16 protein-coding genes are annotated in these 18221 nt (G+C 55.4%); 13 read left to right on the top strand and 3 right to left on the bottom strand.

Annotated features, from left to right (window positions below):
- Positions 1-695: 695 nt before the first annotated feature.
- From AC5SSZ_RS12275 to AC5SSZ_RS12225, 11 genes are all read left to right on the top strand, one after another.
- Entirely contained in the window at positions 696-1265 is a 570-nt protein-coding gene (locus AC5SSZ_RS12275) for a hypothetical protein (protein ID WP_274831054.1), read from the top strand.
- Between the two features lie 300 nt (positions 1266-1565).
- Positions 1566-2471, top strand: a complete 906-nt coding sequence (locus AC5SSZ_RS12270) for a TMEM43 family protein (protein WP_274831066.1) — start codon at positions 1566-1568, stop codon at positions 2469-2471.
- Positions 2472-2504: 33 nt separating this feature from the next.
- Positions 2505-2972 carry a hypothetical protein gene (locus AC5SSZ_RS12265; RefSeq protein ID WP_274831055.1) on the top strand — a complete coding sequence of 156 codons (468 nt, stop codon included), beginning with the start codon at positions 2505-2507 and terminating at the stop codon, positions 2970-2972.
- Positions 2973-2983: 11 nt separating this feature from the next.
- On the top strand, positions 2984-3802 hold the full coding sequence (locus tag AC5SSZ_RS12260) for a hypothetical protein (RefSeq protein ID WP_274831056.1): 819 nt from the start codon (positions 2984-2986) through the stop codon (positions 3800-3802).
- A gap of 72 nt (positions 3803-3874) precedes the next feature.
- Complete coding sequence (locus AC5SSZ_RS12255; RefSeq protein WP_274833937.1) at positions 3875-4417, top strand: DUF4453 domain-containing protein; 543 nt, start codon at positions 3875-3877, stop codon at positions 4415-4417.
- Positions 4418-4425: 8 nt separating this feature from the next.
- Positions 4426-4842, top strand: a complete 417-nt coding sequence (locus AC5SSZ_RS12250) for a hypothetical protein (protein ID WP_274831220.1) — start codon at positions 4426-4428, stop codon at positions 4840-4842.
- 2 nt (positions 4843-4844) lie between these two features.
- On the top strand, positions 4845-5753 hold the full coding sequence (locus tag AC5SSZ_RS12245; RefSeq protein WP_274831059.1) for a hypothetical protein: 909 nt from the start codon (positions 4845-4847) through the stop codon (positions 5751-5753).
- Between the two features lie 5 nt (positions 5754-5758).
- Positions 5759-6802, top strand: coding sequence for a hypothetical protein (locus AC5SSZ_RS12240; RefSeq protein WP_274831060.1), 1044 nt, complete (start codon positions 5759-5761; stop codon positions 6800-6802).
- 8 nt (positions 6803-6810) lie between these two features.
- Positions 6811-7659 (top strand): hypothetical protein, encoded by an 849-nt coding sequence (locus AC5SSZ_RS12235; protein ID WP_274833934.1) that lies wholly within the window; start codon positions 6811-6813, stop codon positions 7657-7659.
- Between the two features lie 280 nt (positions 7660-7939).
- Positions 7940-8767 (top strand): autoinducer binding domain-containing protein, encoded by an 828-nt coding sequence (locus AC5SSZ_RS12230; protein ID WP_274833932.1) that lies wholly within the window; start codon positions 7940-7942, stop codon positions 8765-8767.
- A gap of 616 nt (positions 8768-9383) precedes the next feature.
- On the top strand, positions 9384-10022 hold the full coding sequence (locus tag AC5SSZ_RS12225) for an SOS response-associated peptidase (RefSeq protein WP_274831067.1): 639 nt from the start codon (positions 9384-9386) through the stop codon (positions 10020-10022).
- A gap of 259 nt (positions 10023-10281) precedes the next feature.
- On the opposite strand, the gene AC5SSZ_RS12220 is transcribed toward AC5SSZ_RS12225, so the two are convergent.
- A complete protein-coding gene (locus AC5SSZ_RS12220; protein ID WP_274831063.1) occupies positions 10282-12684 on the bottom strand; it encodes a CHASE3 domain-containing protein in 2403 nt (800 codons plus the stop codon).
- 198 nt (positions 12685-12882) lie between these two features.
- Between AC5SSZ_RS12220 and AC5SSZ_RS12215 the strand changes: the two genes are divergently transcribed.
- Positions 12883-13494, top strand: a complete 612-nt coding sequence (locus tag AC5SSZ_RS12215) for a BLUF domain-containing protein (RefSeq protein ID WP_425537274.1) — start codon at positions 12883-12885, stop codon at positions 13492-13494.
- 19 nt (positions 13495-13513) lie between these two features.
- Here the strand turns inward: AC5SSZ_RS12215 and AC5SSZ_RS12210 are convergent, their stop codons facing one another.
- Together AC5SSZ_RS12210 and AC5SSZ_RS12205 are read right to left on the bottom strand one after the other, a co-directional pair.
- Positions 13514-15592 carry a putative bifunctional diguanylate cyclase/phosphodiesterase gene (locus tag AC5SSZ_RS12210; protein ID WP_274833930.1) on the bottom strand — a complete coding sequence of 693 codons (2079 nt, stop codon included), beginning with the start codon at positions 15590-15592 and terminating at the stop codon, positions 13514-13516.
- A 391-nt stretch (positions 15593-15983) separates the two neighbouring features.
- Complete coding sequence (locus AC5SSZ_RS12205; RefSeq protein WP_274831065.1) at positions 15984-16445, bottom strand: hypothetical protein; 462 nt, start codon at positions 16443-16445, stop codon at positions 15984-15986.
- Positions 16446-17091: 646 nt separating this feature from the next.
- On the opposite strand from AC5SSZ_RS12205, the gene AC5SSZ_RS12200 reads away from it, so the two are divergent.
- Positions 17092-18194, top strand: a protein-coding gene (locus tag AC5SSZ_RS12200; protein ID WP_274833928.1) for an IS3 family transposase whose coding sequence is annotated in 2 segments (ribosomal slippage) — positions 17092-17344 and positions 17344-18194 — 1104 coding nt in all. Because the reading frame shifts where the segments join, the coding sequence is not laid out codon by codon here.
- The last annotated feature ends 27 nt before the right edge of the window (positions 18195-18221 follow it).

Raw genomic sequence — 18221 nt, 5'->3', positions numbered from 1 at the left:
AGGCCCAAAAGCAGTCACTTAAACCATTTGCGTAGGAACTGGAGGGGAGCAAGCTGCATAGAAGTTCCGTTTCCGTTACCCTTTCCGTAACGGCAGTTGGTCGCTTGTTTGCTCCTCCAAGACTGATCCACCTCAGACACCTGCAAATGCAATCTTTTTGGAAGCGTCTTTCAAATGACTGACGGCATTGTGCGTGGCTGCCAAGACATAGATTCTGTTTGCCGGAAATATGGGGAAAAATCCATGTGTTTCGTTCCCTGCCACATGTCTATCAGGTGCTGATGAAGAGTTAGATCGGTAAAATATCATGAAAATCACGCTCGTTTCCCAAGCCCTCGCGTTGACGATGACAGCATCTGCCTTTGCGCATGATGCTGCACGGGCAAACGCAGAGAGGTCAAACGCGACCTCACCTGCTGCGGAACCACAGGGCCGCGCAGCCGGAAACGTTAATTAAACCCACAATCTGGTAACCAATACCGGGCACCAGCCGGAGCTTTTGTAAGCAATTTATGCCTCGCAGCAGGGTGCCTAGTAGGTGCGATAATCTCCCTCGTTCGCGCCTCCCAGGCGACACCTGTACGCGTTGCTAAGTTGTGTAACGAGTATACCGTTTCACAGATTTGGGACCTATCCCGGATAGAACGGTGTTCGCCAATTTGAAAAAAGTTCTTTACGTATCTGAGACCCACCATATGAAAATCGACCTGAACCAATCTGATCGTCTGATCCTGAAGGGAACAACCAGTGTAATTGCGACTGTGTTGTGCATCATCCTTCTGGTCATCATGGGGATCAGCCTGAGCGCTGCTGTTACCGGTTTCATCGCCGGCTGGGGTATTGCTCTGGGGGCTGTTTTCATTGGTGGGGGTATTTTGTGGCTGGTCTATCATAAGACAGCAGTTGTGTTTGATCGCTCCAGGAATGTGCTGACAATGCGTAAAACCATGCTGCACGGAACCCGCGAAGAGACCATTGCGCTTGATGATGTCAAACAGGCCGATGTTGATCTCAAACGCAATGAGCGCAGCAACAACAGGCTGAATGCCAGCTATACCTACAGGCTCTGTGTGGTCACAGGTTCTGCGCAAAACAGGCATCGCGTTCCACTATCCCATGGATACACCACAAGCAAACGCCATCTTTTGACCGCCCAGAAAATCAATGACTGGCTGGGGGTACCTGATGCGCCGATCGCTGTGGGGCCGAGCATGGCCGATGTGGCAGAAGTCATCAAAACTCTGGGTTTTGGCAAAGCCTCCTAAACCACCCATCACGTTTCCACAAAGGTTTGAAAAGTGTCTCAATTCACTGAAACGACACAGGTCGGATTTTTCGCACGGCTGAAAAACGCCATCAAAGGTATCGGGCTCGGGATCAGCCTTGTAGGTATCGCTGTGTATTTTCTGTTTTGGAACGAAGGCAACGCCGTGCGCACAGCGCGGGCGCTTTCCGAAGGCGCAGCCCAGGTCGTTTCGGTGGACAGCGCAGTGCTTGATCCGCAAAACGAAGCTCGCCTTCTTCACATAAACGGCCCGCTTGCGCTTGCGATGCCCTTGGCCGATGTGGCGCTGGGTGTGATCGCCCCTGCACAGACCGTGCGTCTTGAACGCAAGGTGGAACAATTTGCATGGATTGAAGAAAAGCAAACCAAAACGGACACAAAACTGGGCGGCTCGCAGGAAAAGACCACGCAATATACCTATCACCTGGATTGGACAGATGCGCCCGCAAGTGGGGCAGAGTTTCGGATCCCCGACGGGCATATGAACCCGCCGATGCCAATCGCATCGAAGGTTATCCGCCAGCCAGAGGGCGTGATCGGCGCCTTTACCGTAAATGATGAGATTTCCGATCTGGGCGGTGCAACGCCGGTGCTGTTGAACGCTGAACAGGCGCGGCAGGTCTCGCACGCCCTTTCTCTGGAGAAGCCCGTCAAGCTGGTCGCCGGACAGCTCGTCTTCGGGGCGGATGTCGCGGCTCCGCAGCTTGGCGATATACGGGTGAGCTATCAGGCCTCAACAATTGACGAGGCCAGCGTGGTTGGCGTGCAGCGTGGCGACACTTTGGTCCCCTACACTGCACAAAATGGGCGCAAGATTTATTTGGTCGAAGAGGGGCTGAGGACTGCAGAGGAAATGTTCCAGACGGCAGTTGCTAGCAACACCTTCAAGACGTGGATGTTGCGCATTGGTCTGATGGTGCTGCTGTTTCTCGGCTTCAAGGCGCTTTTCGGCGTAGTGGATGTCATTGCCAGCATTCTGCCCTTTCTGGGGTGGATCACTGCCTCTGTCACCTCGTTGATCAGCTTTGCCCTCACGCTGGTTGTTGGCGGCACAACAATGGCGATTGCTTGGGTCTACTTCCGTCCGGTTCTGGCGCTGGTCATCATTGCTGTCGCTTCGGCCGGTGCTGCCGCCAGCGCCTACTGGCTGCGCAAGTCGGCAGCAGCGGCGCCGGAAACCACTTGAATATTCAACATGGCCATTCGGATAGGACATAAAATGAAACAGCTTTATCTTTCGATTGCGATGATGTTCAGCGCAGGTGCGCTACAGGCCGGGCAGTTCTGCGAACTTGACGGCACTGAAATGTTCTCATGCACGCTGAAAGGAGGCACGCGCGGTGTCGAGGTTTGCAATGCAGTTTGGGCCAATGGCACAAAGGCCGCCTACGGGTTCTTCAAATCCAATGGAACGGTGGAAAAAGAGATCCTGCAAGATATAGCGACCGTCACCGCTATGCCCTGGAATGGCATGGGGGATTTCATGAGCGAATCTGTGACCTTTGAAGGTGGCGGTGGCTATGCCTATGAGGTCTGGTGGGGCAGCGAACGCGCGGCAGGTGCCTCGGAGATGGGCGGTATCAACGTGCTGAAAGACGGCGCGCTGATTGCCGATATTCCCTGTGACGCTGGCACCGTAAATAGCGACCTGTCCTCGCTCATCGAACTGATCCAAGCGGCGCAATAAGGGCTTTTCTCATGCACCGCTTCCCCCTATCGGTGGCCACTGTTTTCATGGTGGTCGGCTGGAGCAATGCAGCGACGGCGCAATCCGTCTGTGGCGGCACGGTTTTGTTCCAATGCGCGACAGACAGCGCGGATTTTCGCGAACAGATTACCGTTTGCGCACGGGATCGAAGCTATGCCCTGACACGCCATGCCCTGTCGTCGGGCGATAAGTACTATGACGCCCCCTTGATCGCGGATGCCAACACAACCTGGTTTCGCTGGTCCGAGGATGATCAGGTGCAGCTGGAAATCGGTTTCTGGAGCACGGACCTGGCAGAGCCCGTGACCCTGCATATGGAGCTTCCCTGGGATGACATGACTGAAACGGTTGCCGAAACGGGCAGCTCCGCCATGTGGCTGCAATCCCCCCATTGGCGGGACCGCGTAGATCAAACCACATGCGCATCAGAAACCGTATATGCCGATCCAGAAGGGCTTTGGGCCGCCCAGCACGCGCGCGGCCCAATTGCAGCCTTCTTTTCCCAGGATGAAATCATCCCCCGAGTGGACACGGTGGGGATGGCGCGGGTGACTGACATGGAAGCGACAGCAGAAGGTGTGCCGGTCTATGCCTCGGCGCGCCCCGGGGCCGCGACCCCGATCTGGTGGATGCTACAGCCTGGCGAGACCGTCGATATCATTGATCTCGCGAATGAATTCATTGCTGTTGCCATTCCGACAAACGGGCTGACGGGCTGTTTCTTGCGTCCAGAGGACCTTGGCAGGCCCTACACCGGCCCCTGCGCCACGGGATGGGTGGATGGCGCCTATCTTCAGAGAACCCAATAAGGCGACGATTTGCCAAGCTCTCCCCTTGGCGCAAGTCGGGGGTCAACGCACAGCTCTCCAAGGAGACGATAGATGAAAACACTCTTTCTAACCGCAGCACTGGTCTGCACGGCTGGCACGGCCAGCGCCCTGTGTGAGGACGCGTGGTACTTGCGGAACCTGGCCTTTGACAGGGCAGGCTATTGCTTTGGCTCGACACTGGGTAAGTCCGTTTTTGATGCAGTCTGTTCTACAAAAAAACCCAGTCTTGATGACTGGGATCAGCGTATGGTGAGCGCGCACAAGAAATTGGAAACCAGCTACAGCTGCAAGATCAACACCAAAGGCCGCAACCTGGCCTCGACGCTGATTGGAAAGCTGGACGATGTCGACTTGTTGCCCACCCTGTCACAATTTGAATCCTCTTGTGTTGGATACACAGGTGCCCCGGTCACCATGACCAGCGGCATTGGTCAGCGTGACAGCTATCCCACTGGCTCCATCACAGGCGGCGATACGGTGTATTTCCGGTTCGAAAGTTGGGGGGGATTTGAGTTTGTCGAGACCGAGACAGCCGCAGGCTGGATCCCCGAAGGGTCGGTCACCCCCGATACATGTACGGCTTTTGCAGGATGAAAGGTATCATGCGTCCTTCGCTATTGTGTGTCTTGGCCTTCGCTCCCGCCCTTGGTTATGCGGACTGCCTGCCGGATGAAAGTCTCGCGCTGTCCTGCGCCCTGTCGGGCGGGGGGCATCTGTCCCTGTGCTGGACACCGCAACAGGCCCGACTGACATACGACAAAAAGCCCGACCTGCCTGCCGAAGTCCGCGTTCCCTTGGGGGATGTAACGGGGCTGACGGCAAGCGACTCGGCGTCATCCACGCTGCGCGGTCCTGGTGCGAGCTACGAGGTGTATGTCTCTGGGCAGGTCGGTGGCATGAACCAGATCCAGGACGGCGGCGGATCATCTTCGTTTGCCTGCACATTCGGCACAGTGAGCGGATCGCTTGCCGCGCTGAACGATGCGGCGATTTACGCCCCAACCTCGAAGGAGAAATGAACGTGCGATCATTGCTGACGATATTCGGGATCAGTCTGCTGTACTCTGCTGGCACGGCCCAGGCCTTTTGCGACGATATTCTGGCGACAAAGGTGCTGTGCCTGACCGAGGACGCGGACGAAATCAAGGTCTGCGCGAGCCAGCATCCTGAAACGGGAGATCCCGTCTTAGAACTCCATGTGACGCCGGAGATCTCGGATGGTCCAATCTATCATCTGGCGGCAGATGTTCCCATTGGCATGACGCCCGGCACGGGCGGGTTTCCCTGGGACGTGCATGAATTTTCCTTTGTACATGAAGGCGGCAGAGCCGTTCTGAGTGTGAAAACCGCTATGGATACCGACGATACGTCAACTGCCGAAATCTGGTTGGACTTGTTCGGACGCGGGACCGCCCCTGATCGTAGTCTCAATTGTATGCAACCAGCCTTGATGGCAGAAATCCCAGACCTGCTGGCCTTGCGGCGCGTGTCGATGAATACGATGCGGACTGGCCCAAGCGCCGATAGCGCAGCCTTCTATCAGCCCAGCAAACCGATCACCGGTGCCACGCCCTATGGCAGCTATGACTGTCGCGAGGTCGCAGGCGTCCTAAGCAATGAAGGCACCGAAAACGGACAGATCGCGCTCTATGCTGCGCCAACAGATGACGCAGCGATCTTGGGCTACGCATTCCCGTCTGATCTGGGGTCTGCGTTTGAGTGTGCCTATGAAGACGGCTACTCGGGCATCATCTGGATCGATCCCGAGAAGGGCGACGGCGCCGGTGGCTATATGGCCCAGCTTGACTATGAGGCACGTCTGGCTGCGTGCTCCATGACGCCCGAGGAATGGCCGCCGAACATGGCCTATTGGGGCAAATGTTCAAGCGCATGGATCAAAGAAGGCAATGTTGCCGGTTTCGGGGGCTAACGCAGATGAAACCCTTTCTGTTGAGTGGCATGTTGATCGCCGCAGCGGCTCCGGCATTTTCGGACTGCGGCGCCAACGGAACTCAGATCTTCTATTGTGACACCGAGAACGCGTCCCGCGTGCAGGTTTGCTTGCACGATGAAACCGTTCAGTTCCTTGGCGGGCCAGACCTGGCCGATCCGGTTTACGACCTGTCCATGCCGGTTCGGTTCATGCCCTATCTTTCAACCGGAATTGCCCAATCCGAGGAAGACTTCAGCTATATCCGATTTTATGAAGGGCGGCGGGTTTTCACCGTGGGCGTGGATCGCGATCTGGAGCTTGCTTCAGTGTCGCTGGGGCTGGCGCATGACTTCCTGCCTTCGAACGAGGAAGCCTGCAATCCAAATACTATTGTAGATCAATTCCAAGTGCTTGACCAATTCGCCCGCAGCATTGGTCGGGTCGCCCCGGTGGTGTCCGTGCCCGAGGTGTCACCGGACTGTGGGGCGGTCCTTGCGCTGGGACCTGCGGAGTGGATGCAGGACAAGGAGGTCAGCCCGATCCACCTTGGGCCTGAAGAGGCCACAACCGAAGTCGTACCGGTTGATCAGAACGTGCGCGTATGTGGCGAGCCGGTCGATGGATGGCAGGGCGTGCGGTTTGAGGCTTATGGGTTTGAATGCGACCTGAACGCACCGGATGCAATCGGCGCTGTGTGTAGCTCTGGTTTCGTGCGCCTGTCGCAACTTCCGGAGATCTCGGAACAGGCACTGGCTCTCTCTCGCCCACAAGCGCTTGCCTGTCAGGCCGGGGGCTTTCGGTTTGCGATGGTTCACGCCGACAATGGCACCATCACAATCGAAAACGAGCAGCTACGCCTGACCCTGCCACCGGGATCGGGGCCACAGACCACCACCGATACCGGGTCTGAACAGGTCATGCGTTTGAACGCCAAACTGACCCTGTCGCTCTCTCACGAAACGCTTGAACTAAATGTATCCCACAGCGAGCAGGGCCAGCACTCCGGCAACTGCGTGCCGATTGATCTGGGCGAGATTTCAAAATGATCTGAGGCTTGCGCCAGCCATGGGGGAACCCATGGCCGGCCCTCCTTTTCCATCCAATTTTCAGGAATACCTTGATGATATTCAATCGATCTCTTGCGGCAACCGTGGCAGTGACCTTGTCATATGGCACTGCTTCTGCCGCAGATCTGGCAACCATCAACGGTGCAACTTTCACCCAATCCGTCGCGCAAATTGGCGCCACCTATGAAGCGCAGGGCTATCGCTGTGAACGCCTGGTCGTCATGGATCCTGAAGATGGTAGAATTGATGAAGCGGGCTGCGCGCTCTGGAAGGAGGAGTTTTCCTTTTCCGACGCGGATCCGCGTACGATGTGGACCATGCGCTATCAGAAAGACAACGAGATGCTGATCATCGTATTCGATGAGCACCCAGACGAGGATCGCGTGTTGATGATTGGTCAGGCCACCTTTTTCGAAGATGCTGCCGTCGAGATGTCCACCACGGATTTTATGCATGATAGGCTTTCGGTCGTTGCCGAGATCCAACCGACATTTGGTGCCTTCGATGCCTCTGAAGACGAGTCCGAGCTGTGCTTTCTGATGACGAAAGAGGCCACTGTCCTAACCCCGACCGACCTGCCGGTTTCTGCATTGGAAGAGAGCCAGAGTTTTCTTGGCTCCCAGATCAGCCCGGCAGCTATCCTCTGCGAACGCTGGATGAACCGGAAACGTGACGCGGTTGCGGATTTTGTCCATTCCGATGCCGGGCCGGCCTATGCGCGAAAGGTCCTGTATTTCGCTCAGGATGGAAAGGCGCAGCAATACATGGATATGCTGTGGGATGTTCAGGCGGTCGTGGACTGGAACCAGGGGCCTCTGCGGGCCGAAGGCAAATAGCCTTCATATTGTCGCATGCGGCAGCGTGTTGGCGTGAAAGGATCTGCTTGCCTAGGACCTTTCATGCTGGTTTTCTTTAGGGCTGCAGTGTCTGTTCATCCCTTTTCCCCAGTCGGTCGGCGCCCAGATCACGCGAGCGACGAGCCCTAATGAAGCGGCTACACCCGAAGGTTGAACTGAGGGTGTGACGAACAAATTCCCCCTTAACATCTTGGAAGCAATTGCTATTTCAATCTGCGGATTTAGGTGACAACGCCGCAAGAAACCTGAAGATTGAACTATGCCTGCCCCCCTTGACTTGATTAACGACATTACCGAAGCGCCAACACTTGATGCAAAGTACCAGCTTTTTGCAGGCTTCATGGCGGCGGAATACGGCTATGTCGGCGTAAACTACGGTCTTTTTCTAGACACGCGGTCGTTGCACGCCATTCACAACAACCATGTTTCCAAACGTTCAGGCCTGCCCGACGAATGGCGCGAAATCTATCAGCGAAACAACTATGCCCTGGATGACTTTGGCATGCGGATGGGGGCTCTCACCCGTAAGCCCATCCTGCAATCCAGTTTCTACCGCCTTTTGGACGAGGATGAACTTCCTGGAAATTTTGCCCGTGTCGTTGGCGGGGTGCGTAACTTTGTTTCCTCCGGTGTGGTGCTTCCACTGGAAGCCAATGGGGTCAGAGGGATCGTGGGGCTATTCGATCCGTCCGGAGACATCGTCAAACACGACGCCCGATTCAACCGGGACCGGCCCATAATCCAGGCGCTTGCCAATCACCTGCACCTGTGCAGCGACTGGTCCAACGACGTGATCACCCAAATGGGCTTGAGCGAAATGAACCTGAAGGTGCTGCGCTTGAAAGCGCAGGGGCTGCGCGTCAAGGAGATCCTGTATGAAATCCAGCGCGAAAACCCCAAAACCGTTGACAACCACATGCAGCGGGTTCGCAAGGCTTTGGGCACACGCAACGACATGGAAACTGTTCAACGGGCGGCAAAACTTGGGTTGTTAAAAGAGGGTGGCCTACATGCTCAGGAGATCAGCCCGCAGCTGCATGACGCGCTGAGGTTTCCGCAAGACCAGATCGGAATGCCGTCTGTGTAAGAGATTTCTTGTCACCTGAACTGATATGGGTTCAGCTGAGAATGCAGCCCTTCAGTTTCACAGCCATCATATCGCGAAGGACGCGCCGAAATCTTGGCGAACAACGGGTGTTTCCGTATAGAGTAAGACCATGAGTAGGTTTCGTTGCTAAACAGACCAATGTCAGCTTTCGTGACGCCGCGTTGCAGCGACGGGCCCGAGGATGAGTGTCCGCTGTGGGCCGTTCCCCCCCCTTGGGCCCACGGAGAAACCACAACTTTGCGAATGGTGCTTTTTGCGCCGAGATAGGCTACACTCCGCGTTCTGGCTCTCGTCCTTGGCCGCCGCTTCTAAAAACACCAAAGGGGCCCATTTGGACCCCTTGGCTACCTCGACAACCTCTTCGCTATTCACCCTTGCGGTTGAACTGCCAAACGACAGCGGGGGAGCCCTTGCAGTCGATCACGAACTCCTATGTCTGTTAGACATAACGGCAGATCAACACCTCGTCCACTCCGACGCTTACGGCTATTCGAACCTTCGGGCCGAATTCGCTATTGTGTCGCGTTGGGGGTAAGCCAATCGCGCAGGATTTGGAACCTTGACCAACCGAAGCCAACGGCGGCAGCGTGGCGATATGTGCAACCTCTACAGCAACACCAGATCTCAAGACGCCATGAGACACCTCTTCCCCGGCCTCGTGGATCGCGCCGGGAACTTGGGAAGTGGCTCCTATTACCCCGACCAGCTGGCGCCGATCATTCGGCATTCAGCCGACGGGTTGGAACTGGTCAAGGCGCGGTGGGGAATGCCATCCCCTGCTTTTGTGCTGAAGACGAAGCGAGATCCCGGCGTCACCAACGTGCGAAACCTGGTCTCGCGCCATTGGCAACGCTGGTTGGGACCTGCGCATCGCTGTTTGGTGCCGATCACCTCCTTTGCCGAGCCGGTCAAAGGGGGCAATCAGTGGTTCAGTTGCGCCGATCCAGATCGCCCGATGTTCTTCGCGGGGATCGAGACGCGCAGTTGGCGCTCGGTGCGCAAGGTCAAGGATGGGGAGACAGAGGACGATCTTTTTGCCTTTCTGACGTGCCAGCCAAATGCCGAGGTCGCTGCGGTCCATCCGAAGGCTATGCCGGTGATCTTGATGGAGCCGGGTGAGTGGGACCTCTGGCTAAATTCGCCCATTGAGGCTGCCCAACAATTGCAGCGACCACTGCCTGATGGGGCACTCCTGTCTCTCGACACAGCGGATGAGAGTGGGCGGCTCATGTGAAGGTGAAGTTCGCGATCAAAGCAGCAGCAATCAGCTCTGGAACTGTATTGTCGCTGCCACCTGTTGCCTCTGGCGACATCGGGTGGCGAGCTGCTGACATAGTCGGTCGTGGGCGTTTTTACGCCCTTCACGATCGACTGCAATGCGCAGATAGCGGACTTTGGAACATTTGTGTTTTGTATCTAGGCGAACCGTGCGGGACACTCTGTGTATTCAATGAACCTTACCTCGCTGGCCGTATTTCGGCTGCGAGTGAGCCCTAAAAGTCCTGCCACTTATCCAAGGCTGCGTTTCCATGCGCGGTGGCCGCCGATACGGCTTCACCCATTTCCCAGTCGTCACTTCCGTGGCGGGTCGGCTGTGTCGTCGAGACCGCGTACATGGGCGTGACCTTTGCTCCACCCGAGATCTTGAAGTGGGCGACCCGCTCGGCCAATTTGGTGGCATCGCTTTTGAGCATGTGGCTTGCGGCAGTGGCCTCTTCCACCATGGCTGCATTTTGCTGTGTCACCTTATCCAGTTGCACAACGCCGGTGTTGATTTCTCCGAGTGCTGTGGATTGCTCAACTGCGCCCTCGGCGATGTCACTGACCAGCTGGGAAATATGGCTGACCCGATCAACGATACTGGTGAGCGCTTCGCCCGCCTTGCCCACAAGGTCCACACCACGTGTTACCTGTTTGCTGCTGTCGGTGATCAACGTCTTGATCTCGGTTGCCGCATCGGCGGACCGTTGCGCCAGGCCACGGACCTCGGAAGCAACGACTGCAAACCCCCGTCCAGCCTCACCGGCCCTTGCAGCCTCGACCCCAGCGTTTAGGGCCAGAAGGTTAGTCTGGAAGGCAATGTCGTCAATCACGCTTATGATTTGAGCGATATGGGTGGAGGATTCCTCGATCTCTGTCATTGCAGCAACAGCACTCTGAACAACCTTGCCGCTGTTCTCAGCCTCAGTGCGGGCTTCGCCCATGATGTTTTCAACGCTGCGAGCACCATCGGCAGCCGATTTCACTGAAGCTGTTAGCTCGTCAATCGCAGCAGCGGTTTCTTCGAGAGTCGCAGCCTGACTTTCTGTCCGATGGGACAGATCATCGGAGGACTGACTGATTTCAGCCGCACCGTTTTGGATACTCCCAGAGGTTTCGATGACCTCTGTCACTGTTGCACTCAAGGTGGAAACCGTCGAATTGAAATCACGGCGTAGTTGCTCATAGTCAGCAGGGAAGTTGCGCTGGATCTGCGCGGTTAGGTCACCCTGGGCCAGATCAGACAGGCGATTGCTGAGTTCACGAACCACCTCCGCCTGCTCGGCATCCTTTACTTTTTGCGCGGCTTCCAGTTCCTTTTCGCGGATCAAGGCTTTGCGGAAGACGTCGAGTGCGCGCGCCATCGCACCGACTTCATCGCCACGACTTTGTCCCCTGATTTCAACTGAGGTATCCCCTTCGGCCAGTTGACCCATTGATTGGGTGATTGCTCGTACTGCATTCCCAATATTGGCTCCAACCCAGAGAGCGATGACGGACCCCAGCAAGATGGCCGCAGCAACTGCGCCCAAAATCTGGATTTCAGCGCTTTTTGCCGTCGCAACATTGGCTTTTTGGCGCTCCTCCATCAAAGCATGTTCGATCGACATGAACTCTCCCATGAGCTCTCGAAACTGATCGAAGAAGAACTTTCCTCGGGCCTCGCCAACCAATCTCGCCATGTCATCCATGGTTTCTGAGTTGCCGATCGCGCGGCGTAGATCCAGCATCGGCTCAACAACATTGGTGCGCCATTCCGAAATTGTCTTGTTGATTTCCGCAAGGCGCGCGACTTGAGCGGGATTATCGCTGACCGTTTCGGAAAGCTCAGTCACCAGCGTCTCAAAGCTTTGCTGACCTGCTTCATAGGGTTCGAGGAAGGCAGGGTCACCAGCGAGCAGGAACCCACGCATACCGGTTTCCATGTCCACGGCAGCGCCAAGAATTTTCTGCGCTTCGCCGATAACTGTATGGGTATGGTTGACCCATTTCACGGCATTTTCGATGCTTTCCGTGGTGGGGGTGCCAAATTCCATCAGTTGGGAGAATTCTTCCGACCTCTGGTCGAGCAGGGTTCGCTCAGCCAGAATAAATTCCGATATCAAACCGCGAAACCCATCGAAGTAGACTTTGCCTTCGGCTTTTTGGATTTGGCGCGCCAGATCCACCATGGTTTCGGAATTTCCGATCGAGCGGCGTAGCTTGATCTGCTGTTCGGCAACTTCAGTTTGCCATTTCCTGAGTACATCTTCTGCTTCGGTCAGACGCTGAACCTGAGGTGGGTTATCGCTTACAACCTCACGGAGCTGAGCCAGTGTGGAATAGGCTTTTTCCTCACCGGCGTTGTAGGGGGCAAGAAACTGCTCTTCGCCGGCAAGGAGGTAGCCTCGCATGCCGGTTTCCATATCTACAGCGGACGCGACAATGGCGTCAGCTTCCTCAAGAACGGTTTGAGTATGCCTCACCCAGCCAGATGTTTCTGACATCTTGTTGAGGTCCACTTTTGCAATGACACCGATACCAAGTGTCAGCAGCAATGGAGCGGCTACCGCAGCCAGAACCTTGGTTTTGGTGCTTAAGTTCGCAAAGGACAGCTTTCGCGCCTTCGACAGCTGCGGCGCTGCTACATTGTCCATACTCATGCCCCCTTCGGACCAAAATCATAAAAACTCCGCAAGTCGTGACACAAAACCGTTACCAAGCCGTGTCTTGCGGAATTTTGCATAAGGATAGGGCGTATATCCAAAAGGATAGGATTGCCGAGAAGGGCATGGAAAACGGCCAGGCCGTGCAGTACCGCTTTTCCCATCGCGGCAGCGACGTCCGCAGCAACAATGCCTAGTCTGGATGAGCATCTGCGCTGCTCGCAATCGGCAGTTCAGCATCTCACTCAGGAAGCGAGACCCAAAATCCTTGGTTGCGTGTATCGAGATTACGTAACGACGCATCCATTCACACAATGCAATATTTATGATAAATTTACGGAATTTTGGGGGAGCGGAATGTACAGGACAATCTATCTGAGTGCTGCTAGTCACATGTTCTCAACCGAGGACTTGAACGCCATTCTTTCCGTCTCGCGTAGAAACAATCAGTCGGACGGTATAAGCGGATTGCTTCTCTATCATGAGGGCTCGATTTTGCAGGTTCTTGAGGGGGATCAGAGCAGGGTCGATGCCTGTTTCGAACGCATCAAGATGGATGGCCGCCACAGGGGATTGTTGAGACTGTTCCATGGCAAAGTAGACCGAAAAGTCTTCCCTAATTGGTCAATGGGTTTCGCCTGGCCCAACGACATAAAAGACGGGGCAGACGCGAGCCTGAAAGGCCTTGACCAAGTTGTCAAAGAGCTGCCGAGTCTCCACTCCGTTGACCGACGCTCTGCTATACTAATCCGCTCGTTTTTTGCTTCGCACGGTGATCTGGCGGCTCTACTAGTTTTCTAGCAATCCGCTGGCACAGCATTTACCCGATCTGAAGCATGCTGGAGGTTTGTGACTGGGATAAGAACTCTTCCGCCTCGCGAGGTGAGAGTGGCCGAGCGTGGAAGAAACCCTGTGCAAAATCGACGCCAAGGTCGCGGACATACTCGAATTGCGCCAGCGTCTCCACGCCTTCAGCCACTACGCTTAGATCCAGGCAATGCGCAAGTTCTACCAAGCCCTTGATAAGTGCGCGGTCTCCGGCCGAAGCTTCCAAATCCTGAACGAAGCTTTTGTCGACCTTAATTTCATCAACGGAAAAGTCGCGCAAATGAGAAAGAGACGAAAACCCCGTTCCAAAATCATCCAGAGATATGCTGATGCCCATTGCGCGCAATCGGCGCAGAGTTTTCTCCACGAGTTCTTTGGAGCGTCCGATTAGTGCAGTCTCTGTGATCTCCAGAACAAGGTCCGTCGGAGCAATGCAATACCGAAACAACAGGTCCTGAACTTCTTCTGCGAATCCCGGTTCGCGGAACTGCGCAGGTGATACGTTGACAGCCAGCCTTCCGGGGTGCAGGCCATGATTTTTCATTTCACCAAAGAAGGCAAATGACTTCTCAAGAACCAGCCTACCGATTGCAGGGATGTGACCCTGTTCCTCGGCGACCGGAATGAACTGATCCGGCGGCACGAATATCCCATCATGGAACAATCTGGCCAGCACCTCAAAACCCACATGTTCCTGTTTCGTGACACTACAGATCGGCTGCAATGCAATAGTGAAGCCCTCGTTCGCCAATGCATCCACCACAATGGCCTCAAGGCGCTCTCTATGATCAATGCGCTTTTGTGCCGAAGAGTCGAAAAACCGCCACGCACCGCGTCCGTTTCGCTTCGCGTCGTAAAGCGCGATGTCGGCATTGGTCAAAAGCATTTCCGCGGACGCCCCGTCCTGCGGGTACTGAGCTACCCCTAGTGAAAACGAAGGGACATATGGAGCCCCTTCAAGCGATGTAGGTTCGCTCAGCTTCTTATGCATGGTATCAATAAAGGCTTTCGGCGCGCGTGCTACGGCATCGCAATGTATTATTGCGCCGAACTCGTCACCGCCTAGCCGTGCGACAGTCCCATACTTGCCGACGAATTCTTTCATGCGCGAGGCTGTCTCTTTTAGAAGCAGATCGCCGATGAAATGACCTTTGCTGTCATTGAGCACCTTGAAGTGATCAAGGTCGATCAGTGCAATCAGGCCGCAACCGTCCTCTGTAGCGAGCAGTTCCTTCAGCATGGACAAGAACCGGGTGCGGTTGGCTAGTCCGGTCAAGCCGTCAGTAAGGGCGAGGCGCTCAAGCTCAAGTTCTGACCGTTTCCGGTCGGTTATGTCATACCGGGTCGACACATAGCGTAGAATTTTACCGTCTGGGCCTTGAACTGGTACAACGGTGGTATCGACCCAATAGATATCTCCTGCCTTGTTACGGTTACACACCTCACCATGCCAGGTTTCTCCTCTTCGAATTGTCCGCCACATTTCCACAAAGAGTGATCTGTCATGGTACCCGGAGTTCACGATACGGTGGGTCTTACCGATGAGTTCTTCCGCGCTGTAGCCGCTGATTTCAGTAAATTTGGGATTTACGAAGGTAATTTTTCCCCGTGCATCCGTAACCGAAACAATCGCCTGCAGATCTAGCGCACGCTGATAGGCTTTGAAGTCAATGCTATCCTGTTTGAGCGCTCGCTCTTCGCTAACATCTCGCTGAATATCAACAAGATGAATCAGCTCTCCATCGTGATCAACAATTGGAATGCGTTTGGTTTCAGCTACGTAGGTCTGCCCACTCTGTTTATAGGTGACAACGTCAACCCGGATGACACTCCGTTCCGAGGTAGCCTTGGCAAGTGCCTTACTGCTCTCCAGCGTGGTCGCGGAGCCGCACAGCAACTCCGAAGGTTTTTTACCCAGCGCATCTTCCAAGGCGTAACCATTGAGTTCGGTAAAGGCTGGGTTAACCCAAACAACCCGACCTAGGGCATCCATCAGGATAATACTGTCACGCACGTGCTCGGCGATGAGCCGTGATAGCGCATCTGACTTAACCTCTTGACTTGTTGACATCGCAAACACCCCAAGTACCAGATTACTGCTGAAGCAGTGTGTTGCACCTGCAACGCAACACTCCGCCCGGCTCAGTCCCAACGCATAGGGCCAGAGCGGTCAGATATCGTTTTCCCAGAGGTGAGCTTAGCCAGGGAGGATTAAGAAATTCTGTCTGAGAACCTGCGAGTTAAAGGGCAGTTGTCAGCCCAATTCCGACCTTCCAGCAGGGCGCAGCGCAGGTTCTGCTGCAGGCGCGAGAGGTTTCCCAAGAGCGGACCTGCGGGTCCGCTCAGCTGACCAGGGCGATGCTGCGATCAGTGCAGACGTCAGCGAAGCGCAGATAGTGACATTTGCAAAGTCGTGAAATCTGCCAGCCGGACGGCGATCCCATATCTGATAGGAATGTCTCTTATGGAGACACGGCCGGATCAATCAGATTGAGTTTCGTTGCCACTTGCTGCATCACGTCAACCGCCCTCAACGGGGAAGCTGAGGCACATGCAGCAGATATTTCATAATAGAATTTCGTGCCTTGGAGTGTTTTCGAAGGTAAAGAAGAATGCACGAGATCCGCCTCAATGATTTCGTTGTCTTGCATGAACCATCTCATGAGAACGATAAACGGCAAGGTCTCTTCCTGCGGCAGGCCCAGATCATCCTGAAAACCACCTGTTCGCCTATAGTTGGCAATTTCGGCATCATGATATTCGAAGATGAAGTCGTCATGCCGTGCGCTCAGCTCTGCGCAGGTTAATCCTACAAGGTCTTCGGCGGCATAATGCGTCATTTGAGACGGCTGGGACAAAGCGAAGAAGACCAGTGTGACCGCAGCAATGCAAAACAACAAGAAAAATCCGGCGATCTTCTTCATGGTCCCTCCTACGATCCAGCGGGCCTGCCTGTCAAAATGGCACTCTGCGCCAGTAAGGAAATTGCAGACTGCCGCGAAAAACCATACGAATAGCGATCGTCAAAACTTCCAGTGGACTAAGCTAATAGGGCTTGGAGCTGTCGTGTGGTAACGCAGCGAAGTAGGTTCGGCGATCTGATCTTGCTGCGTCGAGGTCGGCTTAGGGCCGGTCGTGCCAATCGGCTTCTTCTGCTCCTCGGTTCCCTGTTGATCTCAGGCGTGCAGTGTCTCGAAGTCGTTTACCGGCGCAAGTGCCTGTTGCCGTTTTACTACGGCGCGAGTTGTCCCCGCGTGCTTCCAGAGTGCTTCCACACTTCCAGGGCTACAAACGCAGAAGGCGCCCCTTGGGGCGCTATCGCATTGTAATTGTTGTGATATTTTGGTTGCGGGAGCGTGCAGCCGTCGCAATCTACCAAACCCGAACTGCTATGTTTGAACCCTTTGGTACCTAGGTAGTTCGCGCGCCTCGCTTTGCCAGCGACAAGCGACAGGAAATGGCTGCTCTACAACCTAATCCTACGGCAGCAGGCCTGGTCTTGCCCCCTGAAACTGGTCCAAGCTGAGTGCGAAATTTTGGGTACATTTCTGGCAACAGAGTAGTGTACCGATGCCGAAGAAACGATTTAACGACGAACAGATTGCCTTCGCATTGAGGCAGTCAGAAGCTGGAACGACGGTCGGCGAGATATGCCGGAAGTTGGGCATCGCCGAAGCGACGTTCTATCGCTGGAAGAAGGTTTATGCCGGGATGGGTGTGTCGGAGATCCGAAGGCTGAAGCAGCTCGAGGACGAGAATGGCAAGCTGAAACGGCTGGTCGCAGAACTGACTTTGGACAAGACGATGCTGCAGGATGCTCTGCGAAAAAAGTGGTGAAGCCTGTTCGACGTCGCGAGGTTGTCCGCCACTATCAGCATGTGTTCGAGGTGTCAGAGCGTCGGGCATGCCGGGCCATGGGCTTCGGGCGGGCTTCTCACAGATACCAATCCAGGCGCGATCCAGAGGTGGAACTGCGGATGCGGTTGAAAGAACTGGCTGAAGCCCGCGTCCGCTACGGGTATCGCCGCCTGCATATCTTGCTGCAGCGCGAAGGGTGGCACGTGAACCACAAGCGCCTGTACCGGCTGTATTGCGAAGAGGGCCTGTCGATCCGAACGCGCAGCCCGAAGCGACGGCGTGCCTGCCGGTACCGATCCGGCCGATCAGACGCCGACGGCATGAACGATGTCTGGGCGATGGACTTTATGTCGGACCGGCTGTTCGACGAAAGACCGTTCCGGATTTTGACCATCGTGGACTGCTTTACGAGAGAAGCTCTCGCGACCGCTGCGAGGACGACGTTCCGAGCCTACCAGGTGATTGATGAACTGGATCGGCTGGCACGGGTCAGGGGGAAACCCAGGAGCATTCGAGTCGACAACGGACCGGAGTGCGCCGGCCGACTGCTCGACCAATGGGCTTACCTGAACAAAGTCGAGCTGGACTTCTCCCGGCCTGGAAAACCAACGGACAACGCCCATATCGAGGCCTTCAACAGCCGCCTCCGCCAAGAATGTCTTAACGCGTCATGGTTCCTGTCCATGGCCGACGCTCGAACCCGGATCAACAACTGGAGAACAGATTACAACGAAACCAGGCCGCATTCATCGCTCGGAAACTTGACGCCGAGCGAATTTGCGTCCCAACTGAAGGAAACCCGAAAGGTCGCATGAAGCCTGGACCAGAAACGGGGTGAGATC

This window comes from Phaeobacter sp. CC-HEC084 (assembly GCF_059429255.1).
The sequence above is the reverse complement of the archived record's forward strand: the minus strand, read 5'-3'. Positions and strand labels throughout refer to the sequence as shown.